The organism is Amycolatopsis thermoflava N1165 (genome assembly GCF_000473265.1).
Lineage (GTDB): Bacteria > Actinomycetota > Actinomycetes > Mycobacteriales > Pseudonocardiaceae > Amycolatopsis_E > Amycolatopsis_E thermoflava.
Map to the genome: position 1 here is coordinate 5,473,398 of NZ_KI421511.1, position 21,476 is coordinate 5,494,873.

At 72.3% G+C, this 21,476-nt stretch carries 24 protein-coding genes and 2 tRNA genes; 14 read left to right on the forward strand and 12 right to left on the reverse strand.

The annotated features are described in order from the left end of the window. Nucleotides 1-20: 20 nt before the first annotated feature. Genes AMYTH_RS0126880 through AMYTH_RS0126890 form a run of 3 tightly spaced genes read right to left on the reverse strand, consistent with a single transcriptional unit; the run spans nucleotide 21 to nucleotide 2,864 of the window. Nucleotides 21-767 carry an SDR family NAD(P)-dependent oxidoreductase gene (locus AMYTH_RS0126880; RefSeq protein WP_027932865.1) on the reverse strand — a complete coding sequence of 249 codons (747 nt, stop codon included), beginning with the start codon at nucleotides 765-767 and terminating at the stop codon, nucleotides 21-23. Further along, entirely contained in the window at nucleotides 758-1,777 is a 1,020-nt protein-coding gene (locus AMYTH_RS0126885; RefSeq protein ID WP_027932866.1) for a 3-oxoacyl-ACP synthase III family protein, read from the reverse strand. The genes AMYTH_RS0126880 and AMYTH_RS0126885 overlap by 10 nt, the downstream gene beginning before the upstream one ends. Before the next feature lie 40 nt (nucleotides 1,778-1,817). Next, entirely contained in the window at nucleotides 1,818-2,864 is a 1,047-nt protein-coding gene (locus tag AMYTH_RS0126890) for a nucleotidyltransferase family protein (protein WP_027932867.1), read from the reverse strand. Nucleotides 2,865-3,077: 213 nt separating this feature from the next. Between AMYTH_RS0126890 and AMYTH_RS0126895 the strand changes: the two genes are divergently transcribed. The 9 genes from AMYTH_RS0126895 (at nucleotide 3,078) to AMYTH_RS0126935 (ending at nucleotide 10,215) form a co-directional block, all read left to right on the forward strand. Further along, entirely contained in the window at nucleotides 3,078-4,457 is a 1,380-nt protein-coding gene (locus tag AMYTH_RS0126895) for a helix-turn-helix domain-containing protein (RefSeq protein ID WP_027932868.1), read from the forward strand. Between the two features lie 104 nt (nucleotides 4,458-4,561). Then, a complete protein-coding gene (locus tag AMYTH_RS0126900) occupies nucleotides 4,562-5,320 on the forward strand; it encodes an alpha/beta fold hydrolase (RefSeq protein ID WP_027932869.1) in 759 nt (252 codons plus the stop codon). 44 nt (nucleotides 5,321-5,364) lie between these two features. Further along, nucleotides 5,365-5,592 carry a hypothetical protein gene (locus tag AMYTH_RS0126905; protein WP_037322706.1) on the forward strand — a complete coding sequence of 76 codons (228 nt, stop codon included), beginning with the start codon at nucleotides 5,365-5,367 and terminating at the stop codon, nucleotides 5,590-5,592. Nucleotides 5,593-5,626: 34 nt separating this feature from the next. Next, nucleotides 5,627-6,298 carry a class I SAM-dependent methyltransferase gene (locus AMYTH_RS0126910; RefSeq protein WP_027932870.1) on the forward strand — a complete coding sequence of 224 codons (672 nt, stop codon included), beginning with the start codon at nucleotides 5,627-5,629 and terminating at the stop codon, nucleotides 6,296-6,298. 36 nt (nucleotides 6,299-6,334) lie between these two features. Further along, nucleotides 6,335-6,421, forward strand: a tRNA-Ser gene (locus tag AMYTH_RS0126915). 200 nt (nucleotides 6,422-6,621) lie between these two features. Beyond that, a complete protein-coding gene (locus AMYTH_RS0126920) occupies nucleotides 6,622-6,882 on the forward strand; it encodes a hypothetical protein (protein ID WP_017986316.1) in 261 nt (86 codons plus the stop codon). Beyond that, nucleotides 6,883-7,131, forward strand: a complete 249-nt coding sequence (locus AMYTH_RS0126925; RefSeq protein ID WP_017986315.1) for a hypothetical protein — start codon at nucleotides 6,883-6,885, stop codon at nucleotides 7,129-7,131. A 7-nt stretch (nucleotides 7,132-7,138) separates the two neighbouring features. Continuing rightward, nucleotides 7,139-9,862 (forward strand): FtsK/SpoIIIE domain-containing protein, encoded by a 2,724-nt coding sequence (locus tag AMYTH_RS0126930; protein ID WP_027932871.1) that lies wholly within the window; start codon nucleotides 7,139-7,141, stop codon nucleotides 9,860-9,862. Further along, entirely contained in the window at nucleotides 9,859-10,215 is a 357-nt protein-coding gene (locus AMYTH_RS0126935; protein ID WP_027932872.1) for a hypothetical protein, read from the forward strand. The genes AMYTH_RS0126930 and AMYTH_RS0126935 overlap by 4 nt, the downstream gene beginning before the upstream one ends. Before the next feature lie 18 nt (nucleotides 10,216-10,233). On the opposite strand, the gene AMYTH_RS49640 is transcribed toward AMYTH_RS0126935, so the two are convergent. Next, complete coding sequence (locus tag AMYTH_RS49640) at nucleotides 10,234-10,401, reverse strand: hypothetical protein (protein WP_167344614.1); 168 nt, start codon at nucleotides 10,399-10,401, stop codon at nucleotides 10,234-10,236. 94 nt (nucleotides 10,402-10,495) lie between these two features. Between AMYTH_RS49640 and AMYTH_RS0126945 the strand changes: the two genes are divergently transcribed. Continuing rightward, nucleotides 10,496-10,753, forward strand: coding sequence for a YbaB/EbfC family nucleoid-associated protein (locus AMYTH_RS0126945; RefSeq protein WP_017986311.1), 258 nt, complete (start codon nucleotides 10,496-10,498; stop codon nucleotides 10,751-10,753). Nucleotides 10,754-10,792: 39 nt separating this feature from the next. On the opposite strand, the gene AMYTH_RS0126950 is transcribed toward AMYTH_RS0126945, so the two are convergent. Both AMYTH_RS0126950 and AMYTH_RS0126955 read right to left on the reverse strand, forming a co-directional pair. Then, nucleotides 10,793-13,174: an endonuclease/exonuclease/phosphatase family protein gene (locus tag AMYTH_RS0126950; RefSeq protein WP_323807241.1), complete on the reverse strand. Its 2,382-nt coding sequence runs from the start codon at nucleotides 13,172-13,174 to the stop codon at nucleotides 10,793-10,795. A gap of 124 nt (nucleotides 13,175-13,298) precedes the next feature. Beyond that, on the reverse strand, nucleotides 13,299-13,700 hold the full coding sequence (locus AMYTH_RS0126955; RefSeq protein WP_027932874.1) for a hypothetical protein: 402 nt from the start codon (nucleotides 13,698-13,700) through the stop codon (nucleotides 13,299-13,301). 206 nt (nucleotides 13,701-13,906) lie between these two features. On the opposite strand from AMYTH_RS0126955, the gene AMYTH_RS0126960 reads away from it, so the two are divergent. Beyond that, nucleotides 13,907-14,389, forward strand: a complete 483-nt coding sequence (locus AMYTH_RS0126960; protein ID WP_228684974.1) for a hypothetical protein — start codon at nucleotides 13,907-13,909, stop codon at nucleotides 14,387-14,389. A gap of 51 nt (nucleotides 14,390-14,440) precedes the next feature. On the opposite strand, the gene AMYTH_RS0126965 is transcribed toward AMYTH_RS0126960, so the two are convergent. The 4 genes from AMYTH_RS0126965 to AMYTH_RS0126980 form a co-directional block, all read right to left on the reverse strand. Continuing rightward, nucleotides 14,441-14,527 (reverse strand) — tRNA-Ser (locus tag AMYTH_RS0126965). Between the two features lie 45 nt (nucleotides 14,528-14,572). Continuing rightward, entirely contained in the window at nucleotides 14,573-14,785 is a 213-nt protein-coding gene (locus AMYTH_RS0126970) for a CsbD family protein (RefSeq protein WP_027932876.1), read from the reverse strand. A 50-nt stretch (nucleotides 14,786-14,835) separates the two neighbouring features. Beyond that, on the reverse strand, nucleotides 14,836-15,288 hold the full coding sequence (locus AMYTH_RS0126975; protein WP_027932877.1) for a nucleoside deaminase: 453 nt from the start codon (nucleotides 15,286-15,288) through the stop codon (nucleotides 14,836-14,838). Nucleotide 15,289: 1 nt separating this feature from the next. Beyond that, nucleotides 15,290-15,772, reverse strand: a complete 483-nt coding sequence (locus tag AMYTH_RS0126980; RefSeq protein ID WP_020419480.1) for a tRNA adenosine deaminase-associated protein — start codon at nucleotides 15,770-15,772, stop codon at nucleotides 15,290-15,292. 58 nt (nucleotides 15,773-15,830) lie between these two features. Between AMYTH_RS0126980 and AMYTH_RS0126985 the strand changes: the two genes are divergently transcribed. After that, nucleotides 15,831-17,057, forward strand: a complete 1,227-nt coding sequence (locus AMYTH_RS0126985; RefSeq protein ID WP_027932878.1) for a M20 metallopeptidase family protein — start codon at nucleotides 15,831-15,833, stop codon at nucleotides 17,055-17,057. 21 nt (nucleotides 17,058-17,078) lie between these two features. Then, nucleotides 17,079-18,032, forward strand: coding sequence for a prephenate dehydrogenase (locus AMYTH_RS0126990; protein ID WP_027932879.1), 954 nt, complete (start codon nucleotides 17,079-17,081; stop codon nucleotides 18,030-18,032). A gap of 3 nt (nucleotides 18,033-18,035) precedes the next feature. Here AMYTH_RS0126990 and AMYTH_RS0126995 read toward each other — a convergent pair whose 3' ends face one another. Continuing rightward, on the reverse strand, nucleotides 18,036-18,326 hold the full coding sequence (locus AMYTH_RS0126995) for an antitoxin (protein WP_027932880.1): 291 nt from the start codon (nucleotides 18,324-18,326) through the stop codon (nucleotides 18,036-18,038). Nucleotides 18,327-18,417: 91 nt separating this feature from the next. Between AMYTH_RS0126995 and AMYTH_RS0127000 the strand changes: the two genes are divergently transcribed. Then, nucleotides 18,418-18,858, forward strand: coding sequence for an SRPBCC family protein (locus tag AMYTH_RS0127000; protein ID WP_017986302.1), 441 nt, complete (start codon nucleotides 18,418-18,420; stop codon nucleotides 18,856-18,858). Here AMYTH_RS0127000 and AMYTH_RS0127005 read toward each other — a convergent pair. Then, entirely contained in the window at nucleotides 18,855-21,437 is a 2,583-nt protein-coding gene (locus AMYTH_RS0127005; protein ID WP_228684976.1) for a CHAT domain-containing protein, read from the reverse strand. The two genes, AMYTH_RS0127000 and AMYTH_RS0127005, sit on opposite strands and share 4 nt — an antisense overlap. Between the last annotated feature and the right edge of the window lie 39 nt (nucleotides 21,438-21,476).

A 21,476-nucleotide genomic window follows, 5' to 3' on the forward strand; every position in this document is an offset into this window, starting at 1 on the left:
TTGCCGGTGCCGATGCCCCATCAAACTCCCAGCCCGTACCCTCCGTCCACTCCGAGGACCTGCCCGTTGACGTAGGCAGCGGCGTCGCTGGCGAGGAACCGCACAACACCCGCGATGTCCTGCGGCTCACCGAAGCGGCCCAGCACGGTGCGGGCGATCACCTGGTCACGAAGGCGCTCACCGGCCTCGAAAGCGGCTCCCATTCCGAGGCCGAAGAACCCGGGAGCCACGGCGTTCACGCAGATGCCATCCTTCGCCCAGTCCGCGGCAAGTGCGCGGGTCAACCCTTCGACCCCGGCTTTCGATGCAGCGTAAGCACTCAAGCCGGGGCGCGGTTGCCGCGCGATCACCGACGACGTCAGGACGAGGCGTCCTCGCCCGGAGGCCGCGAGATAGGGGTGGGCGGCGCGGGCGGTGAGGAACGGTCCCGTGAGGTTCGTCTCGAGCGTGCGGATCCAGGTCTCTGTCCGCACCTTGTGGGCTCGCCCCGATTCCAGCGCGACGCCCGCGTTGGCGACTACGGAATCGATAGTGCCGAAGTGGTCTGCCACCTTCCGGCACGCCGCTCCGAGAGCCTCCTCGTCACGGATGTCACAAGGTACAGGCAGTGCATCCGAAGGCAGCTCGCCGGCGAGTTCGGCGAGCGCCTCGATGTTCCGCGCGACCAGCCCGAGCCGCGCTCCGTGCGCAGCGAAATCACGCGCCAGTTCGGCACCGATCCCCCGGCTTGCGCCGGTGATGAAAACTACGCGGTCCTTCAGGTGCATGAGGGGTCCTTCCGGTGTCGCGCCGGACCATGCCAGTGCAGAGCCGCTCCTGCCCAGGTCATACCTCCGCCGAAAGCGACGAGGAGGACGGTGCTGCCCGGCGTCAACCGTCCGTTCCGCGCGGCGTCGTCGAGCGTCACCGGAACGGATGCCGCCCCTGTGTTCCCGTACTTGTCGACGGTCACGTGCATGAGATCTCGTGGCAGTTCCAGCGACGCCGCCATCGCCTCGAGAATGACACCGTTGGCCTGGTGGGGCACGATGAGCCCGACATCGCGCAGATCGATACCTGCGGACTCGGTGAGGCGGACGACGACCTCGGGCAGCACCTGCTCAGCCATCTTGCGCACCTCGCGTCCCTTCATCGCGAAGTAGTGCTCACCGTGATTCACCGTCTCGTGACTGGCGGGGCGGCGGCTACCGCCGGCGGGAACCTGGACGAAATCAGCGGCGGCGCCATCCGCGCCGAGCAGGCTGGCCATCAGCCCGCGGCCGTGCGGAGCTTTACCCAGCACAACGGCACCCGCACCGTCACCGAACAGAACCGCGGTCTTTCGGTCTGTGTAGTCGAGCACCCGTGAATAGGTGTCGGCCCCGATCACCAGTGCCGTGTGCGGGCCGGCGTCTGCGACCAGCATCGCGTGCGCGATCACCAGCGCGTAGACGAAGCCTGAGCACACAGCTTCGACATCGAATGCCGCCGCCCGCCAGGCTCCGAGATTCGCTTGGACGAGGCACGCCGACGCCGGCATCGGCTGGTCGGGGGTCGACGTGGCGACGATGATGAGATCGATGTCGGCGGCGGTCAACCCGGCGTCCCGGATCGCCTCGTGTGCAGCCTGCGTCGCCAGGTCCGAAGTGGCTTCGTCCGGTGCGGCCACGCGGCGCTCACGGATCCTCGTCCGGTCCATGATCCACTGCTCCCCGACGCCCAGCCGATCTCCCAGTTCGGCGCTCGTGAGCACTTCCCGGGGCAGGTACGAACCGGTTCCGAGGATGGCGGTATTCATTTCGCGCGTTTTCCTTCCGCTGTGCTTCATCCGTGCCGCGTCACCGTTCGCCGCGGGCGAGGGAAAGCTCCTCCGGGCGACCGATGTCCTGCCAGTCGCTGGCCATGTCCCACAAACCGACTCGCTCGCCCCGGTTCAGGCAGCTCTCGATCAGCTTCGTGATCGGGTAATCGCATCCCTTCGGGATGCGCGAGAAGAGCAACGGATCGAAGACGTAGATGCCGGCGTTGACCGGCCACCGGTGCGTCGGCTTCTCGATGATCTGGACGAGGCGGTGGCCGCTCTCCTCGAGGACCCCGAACGGAACCTCGTGCTTGTACTCGGCTGTCGCCACCGTCGCGACGGCCGACTGCTGCGCATGTGCTTCGAGGATCGCCCGGACCGAGAACTGCGTGATGAGATCGCCGTTCATGACCAGCACGGGATCGACCGGCTCGTACCCGAGGTCCTCGATCAACCCGAGGGACCCACCGGTGCCGAGCGGCTGGTCAGGGTCCTCGCGCAGGTAGTCGATCGTGCACCCGAACTGCGCGCCGTCACCGAAATGTTTCTCGATCACGCTGGCCATGTAGTTGACCGACAGGAAAACGCGATCCACGCCCGATCCGACGAGGTGCAGCAGAATGCGTTCCAGAATGGGGCGCCCCGCGACCGGCAACATCGGCTTCGGCGTCGATTTCGTCAGCGCACCCAGCCTGGTTCCCTTCCCGCCGGCCATGATCACGGCCCAATTCGGGAGGCGCCGCACTCCGATCACCTTCTGGTCGGAGTGCAGGCCGACCACCCGGCCGTTCTCGTCGACGATCGGCACTTGGCGGATCCCCAGGGCCTGCATCAGGTCGACCACTTCGGCTCGACCGGACCCCGGTGTCACCTTCACCCGCGGTTCCCTGCACAGCGGCTGGACATCGTCGTCCAGCGAGGCGCCACTGAGCAACGCGCGGCGGAGGTCCTGCTCGGTGACCACGCCCAGGAGACGGTCGCCGCCGTCCACCACCGGCACGTTGTCGAGACCGTGCATGTCGATGACCGTCAAAGCGTCCCGGAGGCGGGCTCCTTGGGTGATCAGGAAATCTTGAAGACACATGGCTCACTCATTCATCAGCTTCTCGGCCAGGAACGGTGATCTCAGACTCGCCCAATCGGAAAAACCCCAACCAGGGGACGAGTTCACCCAGCGGCGGGCTCAGTGCGCCGGGGGCGCAAAACAGATGAAAGCGTGCGCGAAACGTACGGTGCGGGGGCCGGCCGCGGAGCTACGGTCGTGGCCCAATCGGCGGAACTAGGAGCCCTGAAGATCATGGAAGTGGACCTGAACCAGCCCATCTCGCACCTGATCCGGGCCGCTCGGCGGGAGCGGAAGCTCAGTCAGTACACCCTGGCCCGCGAACTGGCGACCGTTTCGGGGCGGCCGACCGTCACGCGTGATCTGGTGGCCCGGTGGGAACGCGGGCACCAGATCCCGAGACTGGGCACGCGACGATGGCTGTCCGTCGTCCTGCAGGTGCCCCAGGAACGGCTCGACCAGGCGGCCGCGGCTGCCCGGCGGCGAAATCGGCTCGGGCACGCCGTCGTCACCGACAACGCGCCCGCCTCCCCCGGGCCCGCGCGTCGCGCGCAGGGCACTCCGGCCCTCCTCCCGGTCTTCCGCTCCCGCGTGCAGGCCGGCATCCTCGCGGCCACGCTGCTGAACCCGGACCGCTCGTTCAGCCTCACCGAACTGGCCGAGCACTCCGGCAGCTCCCTCGCCTCCGTGGACAAGGAGAACAAGCTCCTCGAGAAAGCCGGCATCCTGACCAGCCGCCGCGAGGGCACGATCCGGCTGATGCGCGCGTCCGGGGACGGGCCGCTCGCGCGCCCGCTCGCCGAACTGCTTCGCCTCACCTACGGCGTCCCCCAGATCCTCGGCGAGGAATTCGGCAGCGTGCGCGGCGTGCTGCGCATCCTGGTCGGCGGCGTGTGGGCGGACCGGTTCGCCGGCCTGCCGGGCCCGGCCCCGGAGAGCATCGAACTGCTGGTGTCCCTGCAGCCCGGCGCACCGGCCGACGAGCAGGGCCTGCACACCGCCGCGCGGCGCGCCGAGCAGCGGCTCAAGCGCCCGGTGAGCTTCTCGATCGCGGCGCTCGAGCGTGGTCTGGACGGCCTGCAGATCCCGCGGCAGCGGCCGGGCCACCCGGTCGTCGAGATCGCGCCCATCCCGCCCCGGCAGGTGCCACCGGCCTCCGGCGTCGTCCTCAACGGGCACGACGTCGTCATCCAGCTGGTGCGGGCCGGTCACCTCGACCTCGTCGGCGGGCCCGCCGCCAACGGGCAGCCGTTCCTGGACCTCGCGGCCAAGCACATCTCCTCGGCCGAGCGGCTCGCGGAGGTGTCGCCGGACTCGGCGTTCCTGCTGCTGGCCAAGGCCGCGCAGCTGATCGGCTCCGGCCTGCTCGCCCGGCAGGGGCTGCGGCCCGCGCTGTCCGCGCCGGAGCAGGCGGTCGGGACGGCCGTGGCGGCCCAGTTCGGGCACCAGTTCTCGCAGATCGAGCTGCTCCGCCAGCGGGCGCGGGAACTGGACATGCCCACCAGCAGGGACAGCCACATCCTGCCCTCGGAGGCCAAGACCTACCTGGGCACCGTGCGCACCCTGCTCGCGGCCGCCCGCGAGGTCGCCGGGAAGCTCGCGTTGTTCCACTGATCGGGGTCGAAACGAAACCGATACCGGGGCGGCGAAACAAAAATGTCGGTACCCACGGCTAACCTCGCAGCAAGTGAACGACCACCTCGACGGGGAGGTGTGCGATGACGGTTCTGCGTACGGTCGCGGGTGAGATCGCGAGTGTGGTGACGCACGCGGTCCGGTACCCGGCGGGCATCGGGCGGCGCTGGGCGATCCACCCGGTCCGCCGGAGCGTGCCGGTGCCGGGCCGCCCGCTGGTCGTGCTGCCCGGCCTGGCCGACAACACCGCGATCTTCACCGACCTGAAGCTCGCGCTCGACCGCTGCGGCGCAGGGCCGGTCGTCTCGTTCAGCTACAGCCTGCTGCTGCGGGACGTCCGGTCCGCGGCCGCGCGGCTGGCCGAGCAGATCGAGCAGCTGTGCGAGGTCACCGGCGCGGCGAAGCTCGACCTGGTCGGCCACAGCCTCGGCGGCCTCATCGCCCGGTACTACGTGCAGCGGCTCGGCGGGCACGAGCGGGTCGACACGGTGGTCACCGTCGGCACGCCGCACGGCGGCACCGTCGCGGCCTGGCTGTTCTCGCCGATCCCGCTGGCGCGCCAGCTGCGGCCCGGCAGCGACCTGCTGGCCGAGCTGGACCAGCCGGCGCCGGACTGCGCGACGAAGTTCGTCGCGTTCTCCAGCGACGGCGACGAGCTGGTGCTGCCCAGCCGCCACGGCCGGATCGAACACCCCGACCTCGACGTGCGCAACGTGGTGCTGCCCGGGGTCGGCCACCTGGCGCTCGCCGCGCACCGCCAGGTCGTGGAGGAGATCTGCGCGCTGTCCGCGCCCGTCGCCGCTCCGGACGACGACGGGGAGACACTCACCCAGTCGGCCTGACGGGGGCGACGATGGAACAACGACGAAACCTCTCCCGCCGCGCGATGGCGATGCTGCGTGCCGTGAGCGCCGGCCGCGCGGAGATGACCTGCAGCTCGGAGCCGGACCTGTTCATCGACGGCCTCCCCTGCTGCGACCAGGTCACGGCCCACCTGCTCGCGCACGCCGGGTTCGTGTGCCCGTCGCGGCCCGGCCTGCTGGGCCAGCGGGTGGGCGTGCGGCTGACCGACGCCGGCCGCGAGATCCTCGCCGCCCCGCCCGAAGCGGCCTGAAAAACCGCTGGCCACGGCCGACACAATCGGGGACATGACCGGACCGTGGATGCTCGACGAGCTCGCCCATGCCGGGCCCGAACACCTCGACCCCGGCTTCGTCGCCGGTTTCGACCGCAAGCAGGGCCGGCCGGACCCCTCGGAGGACCTCGCCCTGCTGGACGGCCACACGGTCGTCGACCTGGGGGCGGGCACCGGCCGCTTCGCCATGGCCGCCGCGAAGCGGTTCGACCGGGTGGTGGCCGTGGACGTGTCGCCGGCGATGCTCGCCGTGATCCGGTCCGCGGGGCTGCCGAACGTCGAGTGCGTGCAGGCCGGGTTCCTCACCTACGAGCACCGGGGCGAGCCGGCGGACGCGGTGTTCACGCGGCACGCGCTGCACCAGCTGCCGGACTTCTGGAAGGCGATCGCGCTGCACCGCATCGCCGGGATGCTCCGGCCGGGCGGGCTGCTCCGGCTGCGGGACCTGATCTACGACTTCCAGCCGGGCGAGACGGAAACAGTCCTGCGGGACTGGTTCGACCAGGCGGTCACCGATCCCGAGGTCGGCTACACCCGCGACGACCTGGCCGAACACGTGCGCACCGAGCACAGCACCTTCCGGTGGCTGCTCGAGCCGATGCTGGACGCCGCCGGCTTCGAGGTCCTGGACGTGCAGTTCACCGGCCGGGTCTTCGGGGCCTACACCTGCCAGAAGCGGGTCTAGGCGGAGCGCGCCGAGGCCTGCTGTACCCTTCTCAGCGGAGGATTGGCCGAGCGGCCTAAGGCGCACGATTGGAAATCGTGTTGGGTGTAACAGCCCTCACGGGTTCGAATCCCGTATCCTCCGCTCTTCGCACGACGCCGGGCACCCCACAGGGGCCCGGCGTTCTGCGTTCGAGGGCGCACACGGCCGTGTGAACCGGCCCCGCGCTTCACCCGGATGCACCAGTGACCAGGCTCATGCTCCGGTCCGCTCTACCGATAGTTTGTTGACAGGCCGCACACGCGGCCGTACTAACCGCTAGCTCGAGGAGAACCCGCGTCACTATGGCCGGAGTGGAAGAGATCCGCGCTGGGATCGCGATGGCGAACGAGAAGTGCAACGCCAGCGTCGCAGCCCTCCAGCAGGCCGCTCAGGCACTCGAGGAGGCCCAGCAGATCCTGGGCCAGGTCACCTCGGGAAGCACGCAGCCGGAGGTGACCCAGGCGAACAGCATGCTCGCCGAGGCGTTGCAGGGCATCAGCGGTCAGCAGAACACGATCCAGGCCGCGGTGTCGTCGGCCGAGTCGTACGCCGCCCGCCTCTAGATGTTCTCGCTCCCCGAACTGCAGGCGCAGCTGACCGCGTTCCGTGCGAAACTGGCCGAGGCAAGCGAACACACCAACCGTGCGGTGGAGCTGTTGGACGAAGCGCGCGAAGTGATCGTGAACGCCCATGAACAGGCCGACGCGTGGGTGCCGCCGGAACTGGCGGCGGCGGTCGACCGGCTCGGCAAGGACGCCGACCGGCTGCGCGCCGCCGACGATCTGGTGAACACCTACCTGGCCCGGCTGTAGGCGCGCCATGGCGAAGGCCAACGAGCAGAAACGCCGGGTCGTGACGGCCCTGGGCACCATGCGCGAGAAGCTCGGCATGGTGCTCGGCGCCGCGCAGGCGGGCCGTCAGATCGCCGAGACCGAGCTGGCCCGGCTCCAGCTGGAACAGCAGATCGTGCGCGTCGGCATCGACAACGCGGCCGGGGACGAGGAGCTCACCGCCGCGCTCCGCAGCCCGGTGATGGCGGGGGTGCGGGACAAGCTCAACGCGCAGCACGCCGCGTTCTACACCGACGCCGCGACGGTGCCCGCGCGGCTGCGGGACCTGGTCGCGCGCGTCGCGCCGGGGCCGGCGAGCCTGCCGCCCAGCGCGTGGCTCGGCCGCGCGGGCCGGGAGCCGCTGAAGCCGCCGCCGCTGTGGCGCATCGGGTCGTCCACAATGGACGATTCCGGCCCGTTTCCGGTGATGGTGCCGCTGCTGGACGACTCGCACCTGGCGATCACCACGGCCGTGCGCGGCCGGGCGGCCGTCGAATCGCTCATCGAGGGGCTGTTGCTGCGCGTGCTCAGCACGATGGAGCTGGGCTCGGTGCGGATCCACCTGTGGGACGTGGCGCAGCTGACCGCCGTGCTGCCGAACCTGTACCCGCTGTCCCGCACGTCCGCGGTCACGCTGTACGACCCGGACCAGCTCGGCGTGCTGCTCGACGAGGTGACCGGGCACATCCGCCGCATCCACGCGCACACCATGCAGGCGGGCCACACGTCGCTGCGCGGCCTGCGCGACCAGCTCGGGCAGCGTGTCGAGCCGTGGCGGATCGTCGTGTTGTTCGGCAACGGCGAGACGTGGGCGCCGGAACCGCTGCGGGAGCTCAAGCGCATCGCCGGCGCCGCGCTGGCCGCCGGGATCTCGCTGATCACCGTCGACATCCCGACAATCCTCGGCGGCGCGTTCGAGAACATCCGGATGCTCGACGAGCACCACGCGGCGACCAGCATGACCGGGCCCAACCTGGTCGTCGACCTGGACCCGCCGGTCCCGTCGGCCGAGGTCAGCGCCGCGGCGAGCAGGCTGGCCGACGCGATCGTGGAGAAGCAGGGCGGCCCGCGGTCGTTCCGCGACCTGCTGCCCGCCGAGCTGGGCCAGGAGAACTCCGCGCGCGAGCTGCGGGCGCCGGTCGGCTTCTTCGAGGGCGATCCGGTCGAGGTCGTCATCGGCGACGCCAGCCCGCACGCGCTGATCGGCGGCCCGAGCGGCTCGGGCAAGACGAACTTCCTCTACGCGCTGCTCGGCAGCCTCGCCGCGCGCTACCCGCCGGACGAGCTCGCGCTGTACCTGCTGGACTTCAAGGAGGGCGTGTCCTTCGCCGGGCTCGCGCCGGGCCGCCGGGACGCGAGCTGGCTGCCGCACGCGCGCCTGATCGGGGTCAACGTCAACACCGACCGCGAGTTCGGCCTGGCGCTGCTGCGGTTCCTCGCCGACGAGCTGCGCCGCCGGTCGGCCGCGGCCAAGGAGCACGAGGTCACCGACCTGGCCGGGTTGCGCCAGCAGGACCCGGACGGGCACTGGCCGCGGATCGTCGCGGTGATCGACGAGTTCCAGTACCTGTTCGCGGGCCGTGACGGGGTCACCAACCAGGCGACCGCGTTGCTGGAGGACATCGCCCGCCGTGGCCGCGCCCAGGGCATCCACCTGATCCTGGCGAGCCAGGACATCGCGGGCATCGACGCGTTCTGGGGCAAGCCCGCTGTGTTCGAGCAGTGCACGCTGCGCATCGCCATGCCCAAGGCGCGGCGCGTGCTCGCCGAGACCAACAACGCGGCCGTCGCGGCGCCGAAGTGGCACGCGGTGATCAACCACGACTCCGGGGTCGCGCACGGCAACCAGCTCGCGCACGTGCCGGACGCCAGCAGCAAGGACATCTTCTCGTCGTTGCAACGGGAACTGTGGGAGCGCTACGCCCAGGAGCACCAGCGGCCGCGGCTGTTCGACGGCGCGCACTCGCCGGTGCTGGAGCACTCGGCCGCGTTCGCCGGGCTCACGCCGGGCGGGCCGCCGCGGGCGCTGCTGGGCCAGTCGATCGACGTCGAGGACACGGCGTGCGCGGTGGAGCTGACCGGGGCGCCCGGCCGCAACCTGGCGATCATGGGCACCGCGATCGCCGAGGCACTGTCCATCATGGACGCCGCGGCCCGGTCGCTGGCGAAGCAGTACCCGCCGCACGAGGTGGAGTTCCTGGTGGCGTGCCTGGTCGACCGGTGTGCGTCCGCGGTCGGCGAGCTGGCCGACGGGCTGGAGTCGGACGGGCACCGCGTGGTGCGGCTGAGCGACGTCGAGCTGGGCGAGCACATGGCCAAGCTCGCCGAGGAGCCGCCCGAGCACGCGCGGATCCTGCTGCTGTACGGCGTCGACGCGGCGCTGCCAATCCTGGAGCAGAAGCAGCCCGGTCAGCTCAAGAGCGGGCTGGACCACTTCCGGGTGGTTCTCAAGCAGGGACCGGGCAAGGGCACTCACACGATCGGGTGGTGGCGCAGCACGGCGCGGCTGAAGGACACGCTCGGGTTCGCGGGCACCGACGACATCGGCGCGTGGGCGGCGCTGGACGTGCAGGGCGCGGAGCTGAGCCAGTTCGCGGCCGGGCAGGTCGTGCACTGGTCGCCGCGGCCGGGGCGGGCGCTGTTCTTCGACCGCAGCACGCACGTCTCGCCCGAGGTGATGATCCCCTTCGACCGGCCGGAGCACCAGGCATGAACGCGGCGATGGAGTACAAGCAGATCGTCGGGCTGGCCGGCAAGGCGGCCGAGGAGCTGCGGGCGTGGGAGCGGCGCCGGGCCGAGGAGCTGGACGCCGAGATCGCGGCCGCGGAGGCCGCCGTGGCGGAGGCGAAGGAGCGCGAGGCCCGCACGGTGCAGGGCGCGCAGCACTGGTGGCGGATGGCGCAGGACAACGTCAGCAGGCTGCCGTGGCTGGAGGTCGGGGCCGACCCGGCGCCCGCGCCGCACGCCTACGCCGGACGGCTGGATCTTTACCTGCGCGAGGTCAAGGAGACCTACCAGGCGCTGGTGGACGCGGTGCTGTCACTGGGGTGGCGCGCGCGGCGCTGATTCAGCCGGCGGCTGCGACTAGTTCGCGGGCCGCAGCCAGCTCTCCGGCTCCAGGGTGTCCGGCTTCGGCATTTCCCGGCGGACGTACGCGCGCGCCCAGCTCAGGTCGCTGCGCAGGGTCGCGGGCACCACGGGTGAGACCTCGCGGCGGGACAGGTGGTCGACGGTCGCGCGTACCCAGTTCATGATCTTGGGACGTTGCGCGCCTGTGGTTGGTTCCCCACGGAACCGGTGGGGAGTCGGTCACGTCCCAGCAGCCAGGTGAGAGGAAGAGGATCCGGTGAACCGCGAGCTGACCACCCAGTCCGAAGGTGTGGAGGAGCGTCCGGCCGCCCGGCGGCGCCAGGCCGCCCAGCAGGTCGTCACCGCGCAGGACGACTGGGGTCTGGTCGAGGTGGGGGTCGCCGGCAACGGGGAGGTCCTCGAAGTCGCGATCAACTCCGCCCTCTTCGAGCACGTGAAGCCGTCCGACCTGGCCGAAGCGATGCTGCAGGCCGCCCGCGCCGCTCAACGCCGCGCCCGCCAGCTGCACCGCTGACCGCCGCCGCCCGGGAGGGAGGCGGCGGCGGCCCAGGCGTCAGAGGATCGGGCGGTACCGGATGATCTGCGGGTCGTGGTCGCTCGCCTGCTCGGCGAACTCGGCGTTGATGTGCACCACGTCGTAGTCGACCCACCACAGCGCCCGCGAGGTCAGGATGTGGTCCAGCACCTGCGAGTTGCCCTCGTAGACGTAGCTGTACCGCTCGTCGGCGGGCAGCCGGTCGATCTGGTCGGTGAGCGCGCCGCCCGCGGTGAGCGTCTTCAGCGCGGGCGAGAACTGGTAGTCGTTCAGGTCGCCGGCGACGATGACGTCGGCCAAGGGATCCGCGTTCAGCAGCTGGTCGACGAACCCGCGCAGCACCTGCGCCTGCCGCCCGCGCTGCACCTCCGAACTCCGCGCCGGCGGCTGGTACCGGCCGTGCGTCGGCTGGTCGCCGCCCTTCGAGTTGAAGTGGTTGGCGATCACGAACACCGTGTGGCCGTGGAAGACGAACTCCCCGGCCAGCGGCTTGCGGCTGTTCGCCCACGCCGGGTTGCCCGGGTCGACGCGCCCCGGCGACACCGACAGGTGCGGCTTGCCGCGCTCCGTCCCCACGGACACCGCCGTGGTCGCGTCACCGCCCGGACGGTCCACGAAGGACACGCGGCGCGGGTTGAACAGGAACCCGACGCGGATGTTGCCGCCCGGCTCGCCGCCGTCGGTGAGGTCCTGCGGGTCGATCTGCCGCCATTCGTAGCGCGGCCCGCCCGCGGCGGCGATCGCGTCGGTGAACCGCTTCAACGTCTGGTCCGCGGCCACCACGCCGTCGCCCTCGCCCTCGGGGCCGTTGTTGTCCTGGATCTCCTCCAGGGTCACGATGTCCGGCGACGCCAGGTTTTCCACGATGCCGCGCGCCAGCTGGTCGAACTTGGCCTGGTCGTCCACGGCGGACAGGTTCTCGACGTTGTAGGTGGCGACGGCCAGCTCGCTCGGCGACTGCTTGCGCGTCACCTCCCGCTGGATGCCGCCGTCCTTGACCTCGCCCAGCGTGGTCGCCTGCAGCGTGTACCCGCCGAAGCTGTCGTACTCGACCGGGCCCGCGGTGAGGCCGGTCAGTGTGTCGCCGGTGTTCGCCTGCGGGAACGGGCGCTGCGCGAACGGGATCAGCGACTCGATCTTGAGGATGCCGGTGTTCGGGCTGGCGTAGCCGGTGTAGATCGTGCCGCCGCGGTCGGTCCGGTTCTCCCCCGGCTTGGTGGTGACGTACAGCTCGTAGTACTCGGTGGACGGCCCGACCACGCGGACGTCCTGCACGCTGACGACCTCGCCCTCGTGCGACTCCCAGAAGTCCAGCGAGTACTTCGCCGGCTCCAGCGGCAGCGCTTCGATGTTGCCGCCGGCGTCGGGGGCGAGGGTGCCGGGCACGGTGGCCGGCGTGATCGCGGTCCCGGCGGGCAGCGGGTTGCCGCTCGACTGAACCGTCCACTTCGGACCGGTGATCTCGGTGGTGGACTGGTAGATCGAGCCGGTGGGGCTGTCCGGGTAGTACTCGGTGACGGTGCCGGACACCGTGACCGCGTCGCCGACGGCCACCGCGGGCGTGGTCGAGCCGGTGAACACCAGCACGCCCTCGCTGGTGCGCGGGTCGGCGTCGGGCCGCGGGTCGGTCATCCAGAACCCGCGCGCGGAACCGAAGGTGCGCAGCGCGGTGACGATCCCGGTCACGTCGGTGACCTTCTTGCCCGCCAGGGGCGACAGCCGGGTCGTGCCCTGGATGTCGTGGATCTTGGCCGGGGTGCCGCCCGCGTCGCCGCCGGTGGTCTCGCCCTTGGTGTTGACCGGCGTCGGGGCGCCTGCCGCGAAGTCGGCGGAGTTGCTATCGGTGTCGGTCAGCGTGGCGCGAGCGACCGACGTGGTGTTGCTCGCCGCCGGCGCCGGGCTGCCTTCGCGGACGGTCGCCGAGCCGTAGCCGACGAGGTCGCGGACCCGCGGGTCGGCAGCGCAGTCGGCCGCGGTCAGGCAGGTGAGCGCAGTGGTGCCCTGGACGAGGGCGACCGTGCCGGACCCCGCGGCCATCGAGATCGACCCGGCGGCGTCGGCGGTGGGCAGCGAGACCGTGCCACCCGATCCGGTGGCCTCGGCGACCAGGTACCGCCCGCCCGCCTCGACGGAGCCGGACAGGGCGGTCACCTGCCACTTGCTCGACGTGCTGGGCGAGCCGGGCAGGTACTGCACGCTCCAGCCGTCCAAGGCGACGGTGCCGCCTGCCGTGGCGATCTCGATGAAGTCGCTGGTCAGCGTGGCGCCGCTGTTGCCACCACCACCGTAGACCTCGGCGATCACGACGTCCGGGCTCGCCGCCGACGCCGGTGCGGCAGCGACGGTCGCCCCCGCCAGAACAGCAGCGGCGAGCACGCCGATTCTTCGACTGGTCGTCACCCTGAGTCCCCTCGTCTGATCAACAGTCGAGGCATCTTCCCTCTATGAGGTGAGGCGAAGGAAGACTCAGCGGCAACAACCGGTAACGGTTCGTCCGCCCGGCCTACGACTGACGGAGGGTGCCTCAGTGGTCGTTGACGTACGTGCTCCTGGTGGCGTAGCCGGTGCTGACGCCCTTGTAATAGAGCTCGATGAACGCGCCCTCCGGCAGGTTGTAAGCACCGCCCTCGCTCGCCGAGTGCGTCACGCAGCTCCCGGAGCCGCCGCTCGCGACGGCCTTGTAACGCCACCCGCCGTCAGCCCAGACGTTGACCTGCGCGCTGGAGCCGTTCGCCGCGCTGTCGCAGACGGAGATCCGGTCGCCGTACTCCTCGACGTAGACGGTGACACCGGGGGCCGTGAAGGTGTGGTCCCAGCTGTCGCCCGGCGGGTCCGGCATGGCGGCCGCGGTGCCGGCCGGCACCAGCACGCCGGCGGCCGCCACGGCCGCCGCCGCGGACAGGGTGCGGACGTTGAGCAGTCTCATCGGTACCCCCAGCAGAAGAAGTGACCAAGAGGGTGAACCTACGACCTGACGCTGGCGGATCCCACGCACGCCGGCGGGCTGTTCCCGCAGGCGGGAGCGGCCGGTACGGATCGTCTGCGGGGACCCGGGCGGGCGAACCGTGCCACCCGTCCGCGTGAGCGGGCCGCCACGGGGGGCCGGGCGCGCCGAGACTGGACTCCCCGACGATGCGGAAAGGCAAGCAGATGAGGCGGATGCTCGGCGTCCTCGCGGGCGCGCTCGCCGTCGCGGCGCTCGCCGCGCCGGCGCAGGCGGACAACGGCCACTTCGTCACCGGCGCCGCGTGCGGCGACACCGGCGCCGGGTTCGAGTGCACCGGCGAGGTGGCCGGTCTCGGCGGCACGACCTTCGAGGTCACCGCCGAGGCGACCGGCACCGCGCGGGTCGAGTGCGTCAACCCGGCCGGGCACCGGGTCACCGGGCAGGACACCGAGGTCGAGGTGACGGCGACCAGCGGGCGGCAGCAGACCCCGCACCACGGGCGGTCCGCCTTCCGGCTCACGAGCACCCCGGTGGGCGTCGGGCCCGTGCCGGCCTGCCCGAACCCGATCTGGACGGCGAAGGTCCTCGACGTCACCTTCGGCACCGCCACCCTGACCCTGTCCGCCGACGGCGGCACCGCGGCCGAGATCACCGTGGACGTGCGGTAGCGGAAACGACGAACGCCGGGCCTCCCTGGGGAGACCCGGCGTTCGTTCCGGCGGTAGCGGTGGGATTTGAACCCACGGACGGGGTCAACCGTCACACGATTTCGAGTCGTGCTCCTTCGGCCGCTCGGACACGCTACCGCCGACTAGGTTACTAGACGCCCAAGAGCGACTTGCAGGCACTCCTCACCTGGAGCGGAAGCGGCGCTGCGCGTCCCGCGCGGCGGTGGCCGCCCAGTCCGCCACCTCGGTCGTCGTCTCGCGCACGACACCGCGGATCCGCTCGGCGCGGCCGGCACTCTGGTGGCGGCGCTTACCGGTGAGGCGGCCGAACAGCTCCCGCGCCCCGCCCTTGGCCTGGCGGGACCGGCTCGTCATCCGGTTCTTCACGACGTTCATCGACCCTCCTTCGACGCGGTCAGAGACGGGCTACCCCGCCTCGCGCGGCGTCACACGTCCCGGTGACCGGTGAAGAACTCGGCGAGCAGCGCGGCGCACTCGGCCTCCAGGACCCCGCCGCGCACCTCCGGGCGGTGGTTGAGCCGCCGGTCGCGCACCACGTCCCACAGCGACCCGACCGCTCCGGTGCGCGGCTCCCACGCCCCGAACACGACCCGGGCCACGCGCGCGAGCACCAGCGCCCCGGCGCACATCGTGCAGGGCTCGACCGTCACCGCGAGCGTGCAGCCGTCCAGCCGCCAGCCGTCGCCGAACTCGCGGGCCGCCTCCCGCAGCGCGATGACCTCGGCGTGCGCCGTCGGGTCGCCCAGCTCCTCGCGGGCGTTGTGGGCGCGGGCGAGCAGGCGGCCGTCGGGTGCGAACACGGCGGCGCCGATCGGCACGTCCGGGCCCGCCTCCCGCGCCGCGGCCAGCGCCACGGACACCAGGTCGGCGTCGGACACGTCAGATCTCGTCGAGCAACGCGGTGAACTCGCCGCCGAACCCGCAGCGCTGCGCGATCATCTGCAGCTGCTCGTCCGGGTAGAGGTCGACCTCGCCCGCGATCACCTCGAGCTCGGGCCCGGGCAGGCCGACGTCGGCGAGGATGTCGAGGTCGCCCTCCGGCCAGATCGAGTCGTCCTCCTCGTCCGGCGGATCGACCCGCAGCACATCCAGCACGTCGGCGGCGATGTCGTAGTCCAGCGCCGCCGCCGCGTCCGATAGCAGCAGGGACGGTCCGCGCGGGCTCGGCCGCACGATCACGAAGAACTCGTCGTCCACCGCGAGCAGGCCGAACACGGCCCCCGTGGACCGCAACTTGGCCAGCTCGGTGATGGCGGCGTCCAACCCCGTGAGTGCGCCGGCGTCGAGCGCGCTGCAGCGCCACTTGCCGTCCTCCCGGACCACGGCCACCGCGAATCCCGCAACCGGCTCCTTCACCGACATAGCGCACACCGTATACCTGGACCGATCATCGGTGCAGTCGCTCTGCGAGGATCGGAAGATGACGGGACCCACGGAGTTGCCCCCATTGCCGGACACCCGGCTCGCCGCGTTGCTCTCCGAGGCCGAGGCCCTGCAACCGGCCACCGTCGCGCTGCGCCGCGAGATTCACCGGAGGCCGGAGCAGGGCCTGCACCTGCCGCACACGCAGGCCGCCGTCCGGCGGGCGCTGGAGGGCCTCCCGCTGGAGATCGTCGAGGGGAAGTCGACCTCCGCGCTGACCGCCGTGCTGCGCGGCGCGCAGGACGGGCCCGCGGTGCTGCTGCGCGGGGACATGGACGCGCTGCCGCTGCAGGAGGACACCGGGCTGGAGTTCGCCTCCGAAGTGGACCGGACCATGCACGCGTGCGGCCACGACGGTCACACCGCGATGCTCGCCTCCGCCGCGCGGCTGCTCGCGGCCCGCCGGCACGAACTGGCCGGGTCGGTCGTGTTCATGTTCCAGCCCGGCGAGGAGGGCTACCACGGCGCGCGGCACATGATCCACGAAGGCGTGCTGGACGCCGCCGGGTCGCGGGCCGAGAAGGCCTTCGGCATCCACCTGCTGTCCCACGTCGAGTCCGGGCTGATCACCACGCGGCCCGGGCCGTTGATGGCCTCGAACGACACGTTCACGGTCCAGGTCACCGGCAAGGGCGGGCACGGGTCCAGCCCGCACAACGCGATCGACCCGGTGCCGGCGGCCGCGGCGATGGTCGGCGCGCTGCAGACGATGGTGACGCGGCGGGTCAGCGTGTTCGACCCGGCGGTGGTGTCGGTGACCCGCATCCAGGCAGGCACGACGACCAACATCATCCCGGAGACCGCGGAGGTCGCCGGCACGATCCGCACGCTGTCCGAGTCCACGCGCGCCCTGGTGAAGGCCGAGCTGCCGAAGGTGTGCGAAGCGGTCGGCGAGGCGCACGGCTGCCGCGTGCTGGTCGACATCGAGCCCGGCTACCCGGTCACCGTGAACGACCCGGACCAGGCGCTGCGGGTGCTGGACCTCGCCCAGCGCGTGCTCGGCCGGGCAGAGCTGATGGCAGACCCGATCATGGGCGCCGAGGACTTCTCCTACGTGCTGCAACGCGTTCCGGGCGCGTTCGCGTTCCTCGGCGCGTGCCCGCCGGACGTCGACCCGGCGGAGGCGCCGACCAACCACTCCAACCGCGTGCGCCACGACGAAGGTGCTTTCCCGGCGGGTGTCGCGATGTACGCGGCCTTCGCCCTCGACGCCCTGGCAGGATGACGCCCCGTGCGAGACGTATGCGTGATCGGGCTCGGGTTGATCGGCGGGTCGGTGCTGCGCGCGGCCGCGGCGGTGGGGCGCGGGGTGTGGGGCGCCTCGGCCTCGGCGGCCGACGCCGAGGCGGCGGCCGCCGACGGGTTCGACGCCTCGACGGACGTGGAAGCCGCCCTGCGGCGCGCCGCCGAGCGGGACGCGCTGGTGGTGCTGGCCGTGCCGCTGACCGCCGTCGAGGAGGTGCTGCGGACGGTCGACGTGTGCGCGCCGTCGTGCCTGCTCACCGACGTGACCAGCGTGAAGACGGGTGTGCTGACGGCCGCGCGGGCGTTCGCGCCGAACGCCCGGTACGTCGGCGGGCACCCGATGGCGGGCACCGCCGAGTCCGGCTGGCGCGCCGGCAACGCCGCGCTGTTCGGCGGCGCGGCGTGGGTGGTGTGCGTCGAGGACGACACCGATCTCGGCGCGTGGGCCGAGGTGGCCCGGCTGGCGATCGACCTCGGCTCGCACGTGGTTCCGCTGACCGCGGCCACCCACGACGAGGCGGTCGCCCGGATCTCCCACCTGCCGCACCTGCTGGCCGCGGTGCTCGCGGCCGTGGGGGCGGACGGCGGGCCGGTCGCGATGGCGCTGGCCGCCGGCTCCTACACCGACGGCACCCGGGTGGCCGCCACCCGGCCGGCGCTGGTGCGCGCGATGACCGAGGGCAACCGCGAAGCGCTGCTGCCCGTGATCGACGAGGCCCTCGGCCGGCTGGGCGCCCTGCGCGGGTCACTGGCCTCGACCGGCGGCCTCGCCGTCAGCATCGACTCGGGCTACGAGGGCGCGCAAGCGCTTGCAGCCGCCAGGCAGGCCACGCTGTCGGGCGTCCGCGTCGCGCTGGACGCGCCGGACGCCCGGGACGGCCTGCGTGCGCTCGGCGAGCGCGGCGGCCGCATCACCTCCCTCACCGAGGACACCGCCATCGGCGAGGTGCCGTAACGGTTACGGCTGACTGGTCGGCCCGGTCGGCCCGGTCGGGCCACTCTGGGGTCCGGTCTGGGGTCCGGCCGGTCCGGGTCCGCCCTGCGGGCCGGGCTCGCCGTGCCCGCCGCCGGTCTGCTTGTGCAGGAAGTCCTTCGCCTTCGACGTGACGTTGTCGATCTTGCTGGAGTGCTGGCCGAACTTCGACTTGGCGAAGCCGCTCGCCTTGTCCAGGCCGTGTTCGATCTTGCCGGCGTTGTGGCCGAGCGCCTCTTGCGCCTTTTTCTTGATCTCGTTGAAGTCGATGCCCATGAACCCATGAAACCCCAAGGTCAGGCCCCCCGCATCCGGTAAGCCCCTGGTTTACTGCCCGGTAACCCCTACCCGAGCGGAAAGGCCACCGATGCCCGCCAGGACGTTCTCCTTCGAGGTCACCCGCACCAGCAGCGCCCCGCCCGCGACCCTCTTCCGCCTGGAGACCGACGGCGCCCGCTGGTCCGATTGGGCGAAACCGCTCATCGTCGTGTCCCGTTGGGACCGGTGGGCCGATCCGGCGGGCGGGGTGGGCGCGATCCGGGCCGTCGGGGCGTGGCCGCTGCTCATGCGCGAGGAGACGCTCGAGTACGAGCAGGACCGCCGCCACGTCTACACCTTCGCCGAGCCCGCGCCGGTGCGCGGCTACCGCGGCGAGGTGACCTTCGAGCCCGACGGCACTGGCACGCGGCTGACCTGGCGCGGCTCGTTCCAGGAGAAGATCCCCGGCACCGGCCCGGTCGTGCGCGCCGCGCTCGCGGGAGCGATCAAGTTCCTGTCCGCGAAGCTGGTCAAGGCCGCCGAGCGCTAACCGGCGCCGAGGCAGAGGAACGGGCGGCGCAGCGGATCGGCGGCGGTCGCGTGCGCCAGTGCCAGCGCCGGGGAGATCCCCGACGCGAGCCGCTGGTGCAGGTCGGTCATCGCCTCCGCCGCCGCCCGGTCGCCGACCCGCGCGATCGCCCCGACGATCGTGCGGGACCCGCTCGCCAGCAGCGCGCCGGCGAACCCGAGCGCCTCCTCACCCGGCCGGATGTGGCTCATCGCCAGCTCGCAGGCGGCCAGCACCACCCGGTCCGGCGGGCGCCGCAGCCGCGCGGTCTCGTGCGCGAACAGCGGCCCGTCGACCAGTTCCAGCCGCGAGAACAACGCGTTCGCCGGTTCGTGCGCGCCGTGCGCGACCAGGTGCGCCAGGCCCGACCCGTCGAGCGCTTCCAGCACCGCGGAACTGGTCGCCGCCGAGCCGTCGACCAGCGTCGCCGACGGGTAGACCGCGCGCAGCTGCCGCACCTCGCCGATCGCGCCGGGCACGTCCGGCCCGCCGACCAGCACGACCGGGTCGATCAGCTCGCGGCGCATCGCGGTCACCCACGCGGTCGCCGACGGCGCGATCGACAGCGGACGGCCGCGCAACGACGGCAGGGCGGGCCACGGCAGCGCGTACAGCGGCCCGGTCGGCACGATCACCAGCTCGCGGTCGCCGATCGCGTCCGCGAGCGGCCGCACGACCCGCTCGTCGAGCAGGCGGGCGCGCTTCTCCGCGGACGCCGTGACGGCCGCGACCAGGGGCGACGGCAGGTGGTCCGGGGCCAGCGCGTTCAGGTCGGCGTGCAGCTGCTTGGTAATCTCCACGACCTCGTCCAGCCCGCCCAGCCGCACCAGCCGGAACCGGCCGTCCCGCACGACCACCGCGGACAGCTCGCCGTCCTGGCCGATCAGGCTGACCAGCACGCGCTCGCCCAGCTCGGCGGCCACCTCCTCGGGTGAGCTGACCGGGCGCGGCCTGCCCCACGGGCTGGTGTACCAGCCGAGGCGGCCCGCCTCCCGCTGCAGCCGGGCGTAGCGCTGCTCCAGCGCCGCCACCGGCCTGCCGTCCAGCCGGTTCTGCTGAGCGAGCCGCTGCACCTGCCGCATCTCGGTGATGAGCCGGGCCAGCACCGGATCGTCGATCGCGGGCAGCGGCTCGTAGCGGTAGACCTGCGCACGCGTCCGCTCCTGCCACGCGAACAGCCTGCGCGCGCCGGCGTGGCCGCGGGTGGTGCCGAGCACCAGCCCGACCGCGAGGCGGCCCAGCTCCTGGCCGTGCACCGCGGTCCCGCACACCAGGTCCAGCCCGCCCATCCGGTCGCGCACCCGGCTCAGCTCGGCGAAGCCGCTGCGCGCCTGCGCCAGCGCCGCACGCGGACGGCCGGTCGCCACGGCGAGTTCGGCGCGGCACAGCCGCAGCAGCATGACGTGGTCGATCGGCGTGGTGCGGCGCGGCCGCGGCACCCGCGCGAGCAGCTCCTCGGCCGCCGTGACGTCCCCGCGGCGCAGCAGCAGCCGCACCGCGAGCAGCCGGGCCACCGCCGCTTCGTCGCGCAGCCCCAGTTCCGCGAGGCGGTCGGCGTGCCCGGTGAGACCCGTGACGAGCCGCGCCGGCGGCCGTCGCGTGCCGCCGAGGACCTCGGTGGCGTCGGCGCGCAGCCGGGTCAGCGCGGCGACCGCGGCCCATCGTTCGTTGCCGCGCCGGAGGAACCGCCGCCGCGCCAGCTCGGCCAGCTCGCGGGCCCGGCCGTGGTCGTTGTCCAGGATCGCGGCCGCCGCGCGGGCCACCTCGGCCTCGGCGATGTCCTGCACGTTGCGGCTCGAATACAGCTCGGGCAGGACCTCGTCGAGGTGCCGCGCCGCGTCCTCGGCGAGACCGGCGACGAGCAGCGCCCTGGCCTGGTCGACGCGCAGCCGGGCGAGCCAGCCTGGAGCCGCGTCCTCGTAGATCCGTGCGGCCTGCTCGTAGTGCCGCAACGCGCCGGGGACGTCGCCGAGTAGCTGCCCCTGCTCGCCCAGCAGGTGCCGGACCTTGCCCTCCAGCCGGGTCAGCCCGTGCTCGGTGGCCAGTTCGAGGCAGCGCCGCAGGTCCGCCAGCGCCGCCGCGGGCCGCTGCAGCTCGACGTTGATGTTGGCGCGGTTCATCAGGTTGCGGGTCAGCGACAGCGCGTTGTCGTCGGCCTCGTTTTCCAGCACCGGCAGGATCTCGTCGAACAGCGCCAGCGCTTCGGACAGCCGGCCGATCCGGCCGAGCACCAGCGCGCGCTGGGCGCCGACCAGCGCCCGCAGGACCCGCTGCGGCGGCCCGGGCGGCAGCCGATCGGTCAGCTGCCGGGCGTCGTCGAGGTGGCGCAGGCCCGCCGCCGCCGAGCCGGTCTCGGCCTCGGACATCGCGAGGCCGAGCAGGACCCGAGCCCGCAGGGTGATCCACTCGACGTCGTCCGGCCCGTCCGCGAGCACCCGCAAGGCGCGGTTGAACAACCGCACCGCCTCCACGTTGCGGAAGTTGCCCGCGGCGTCCGCGGCCCGCCCACGCAGCTCCGATGCCCGGCCCAGCGCACGCCGGGACTCACGCTGAGCTGACACGTGGTCTATCTGAGCACATGCGGGGGCCGGGGTGAGCAG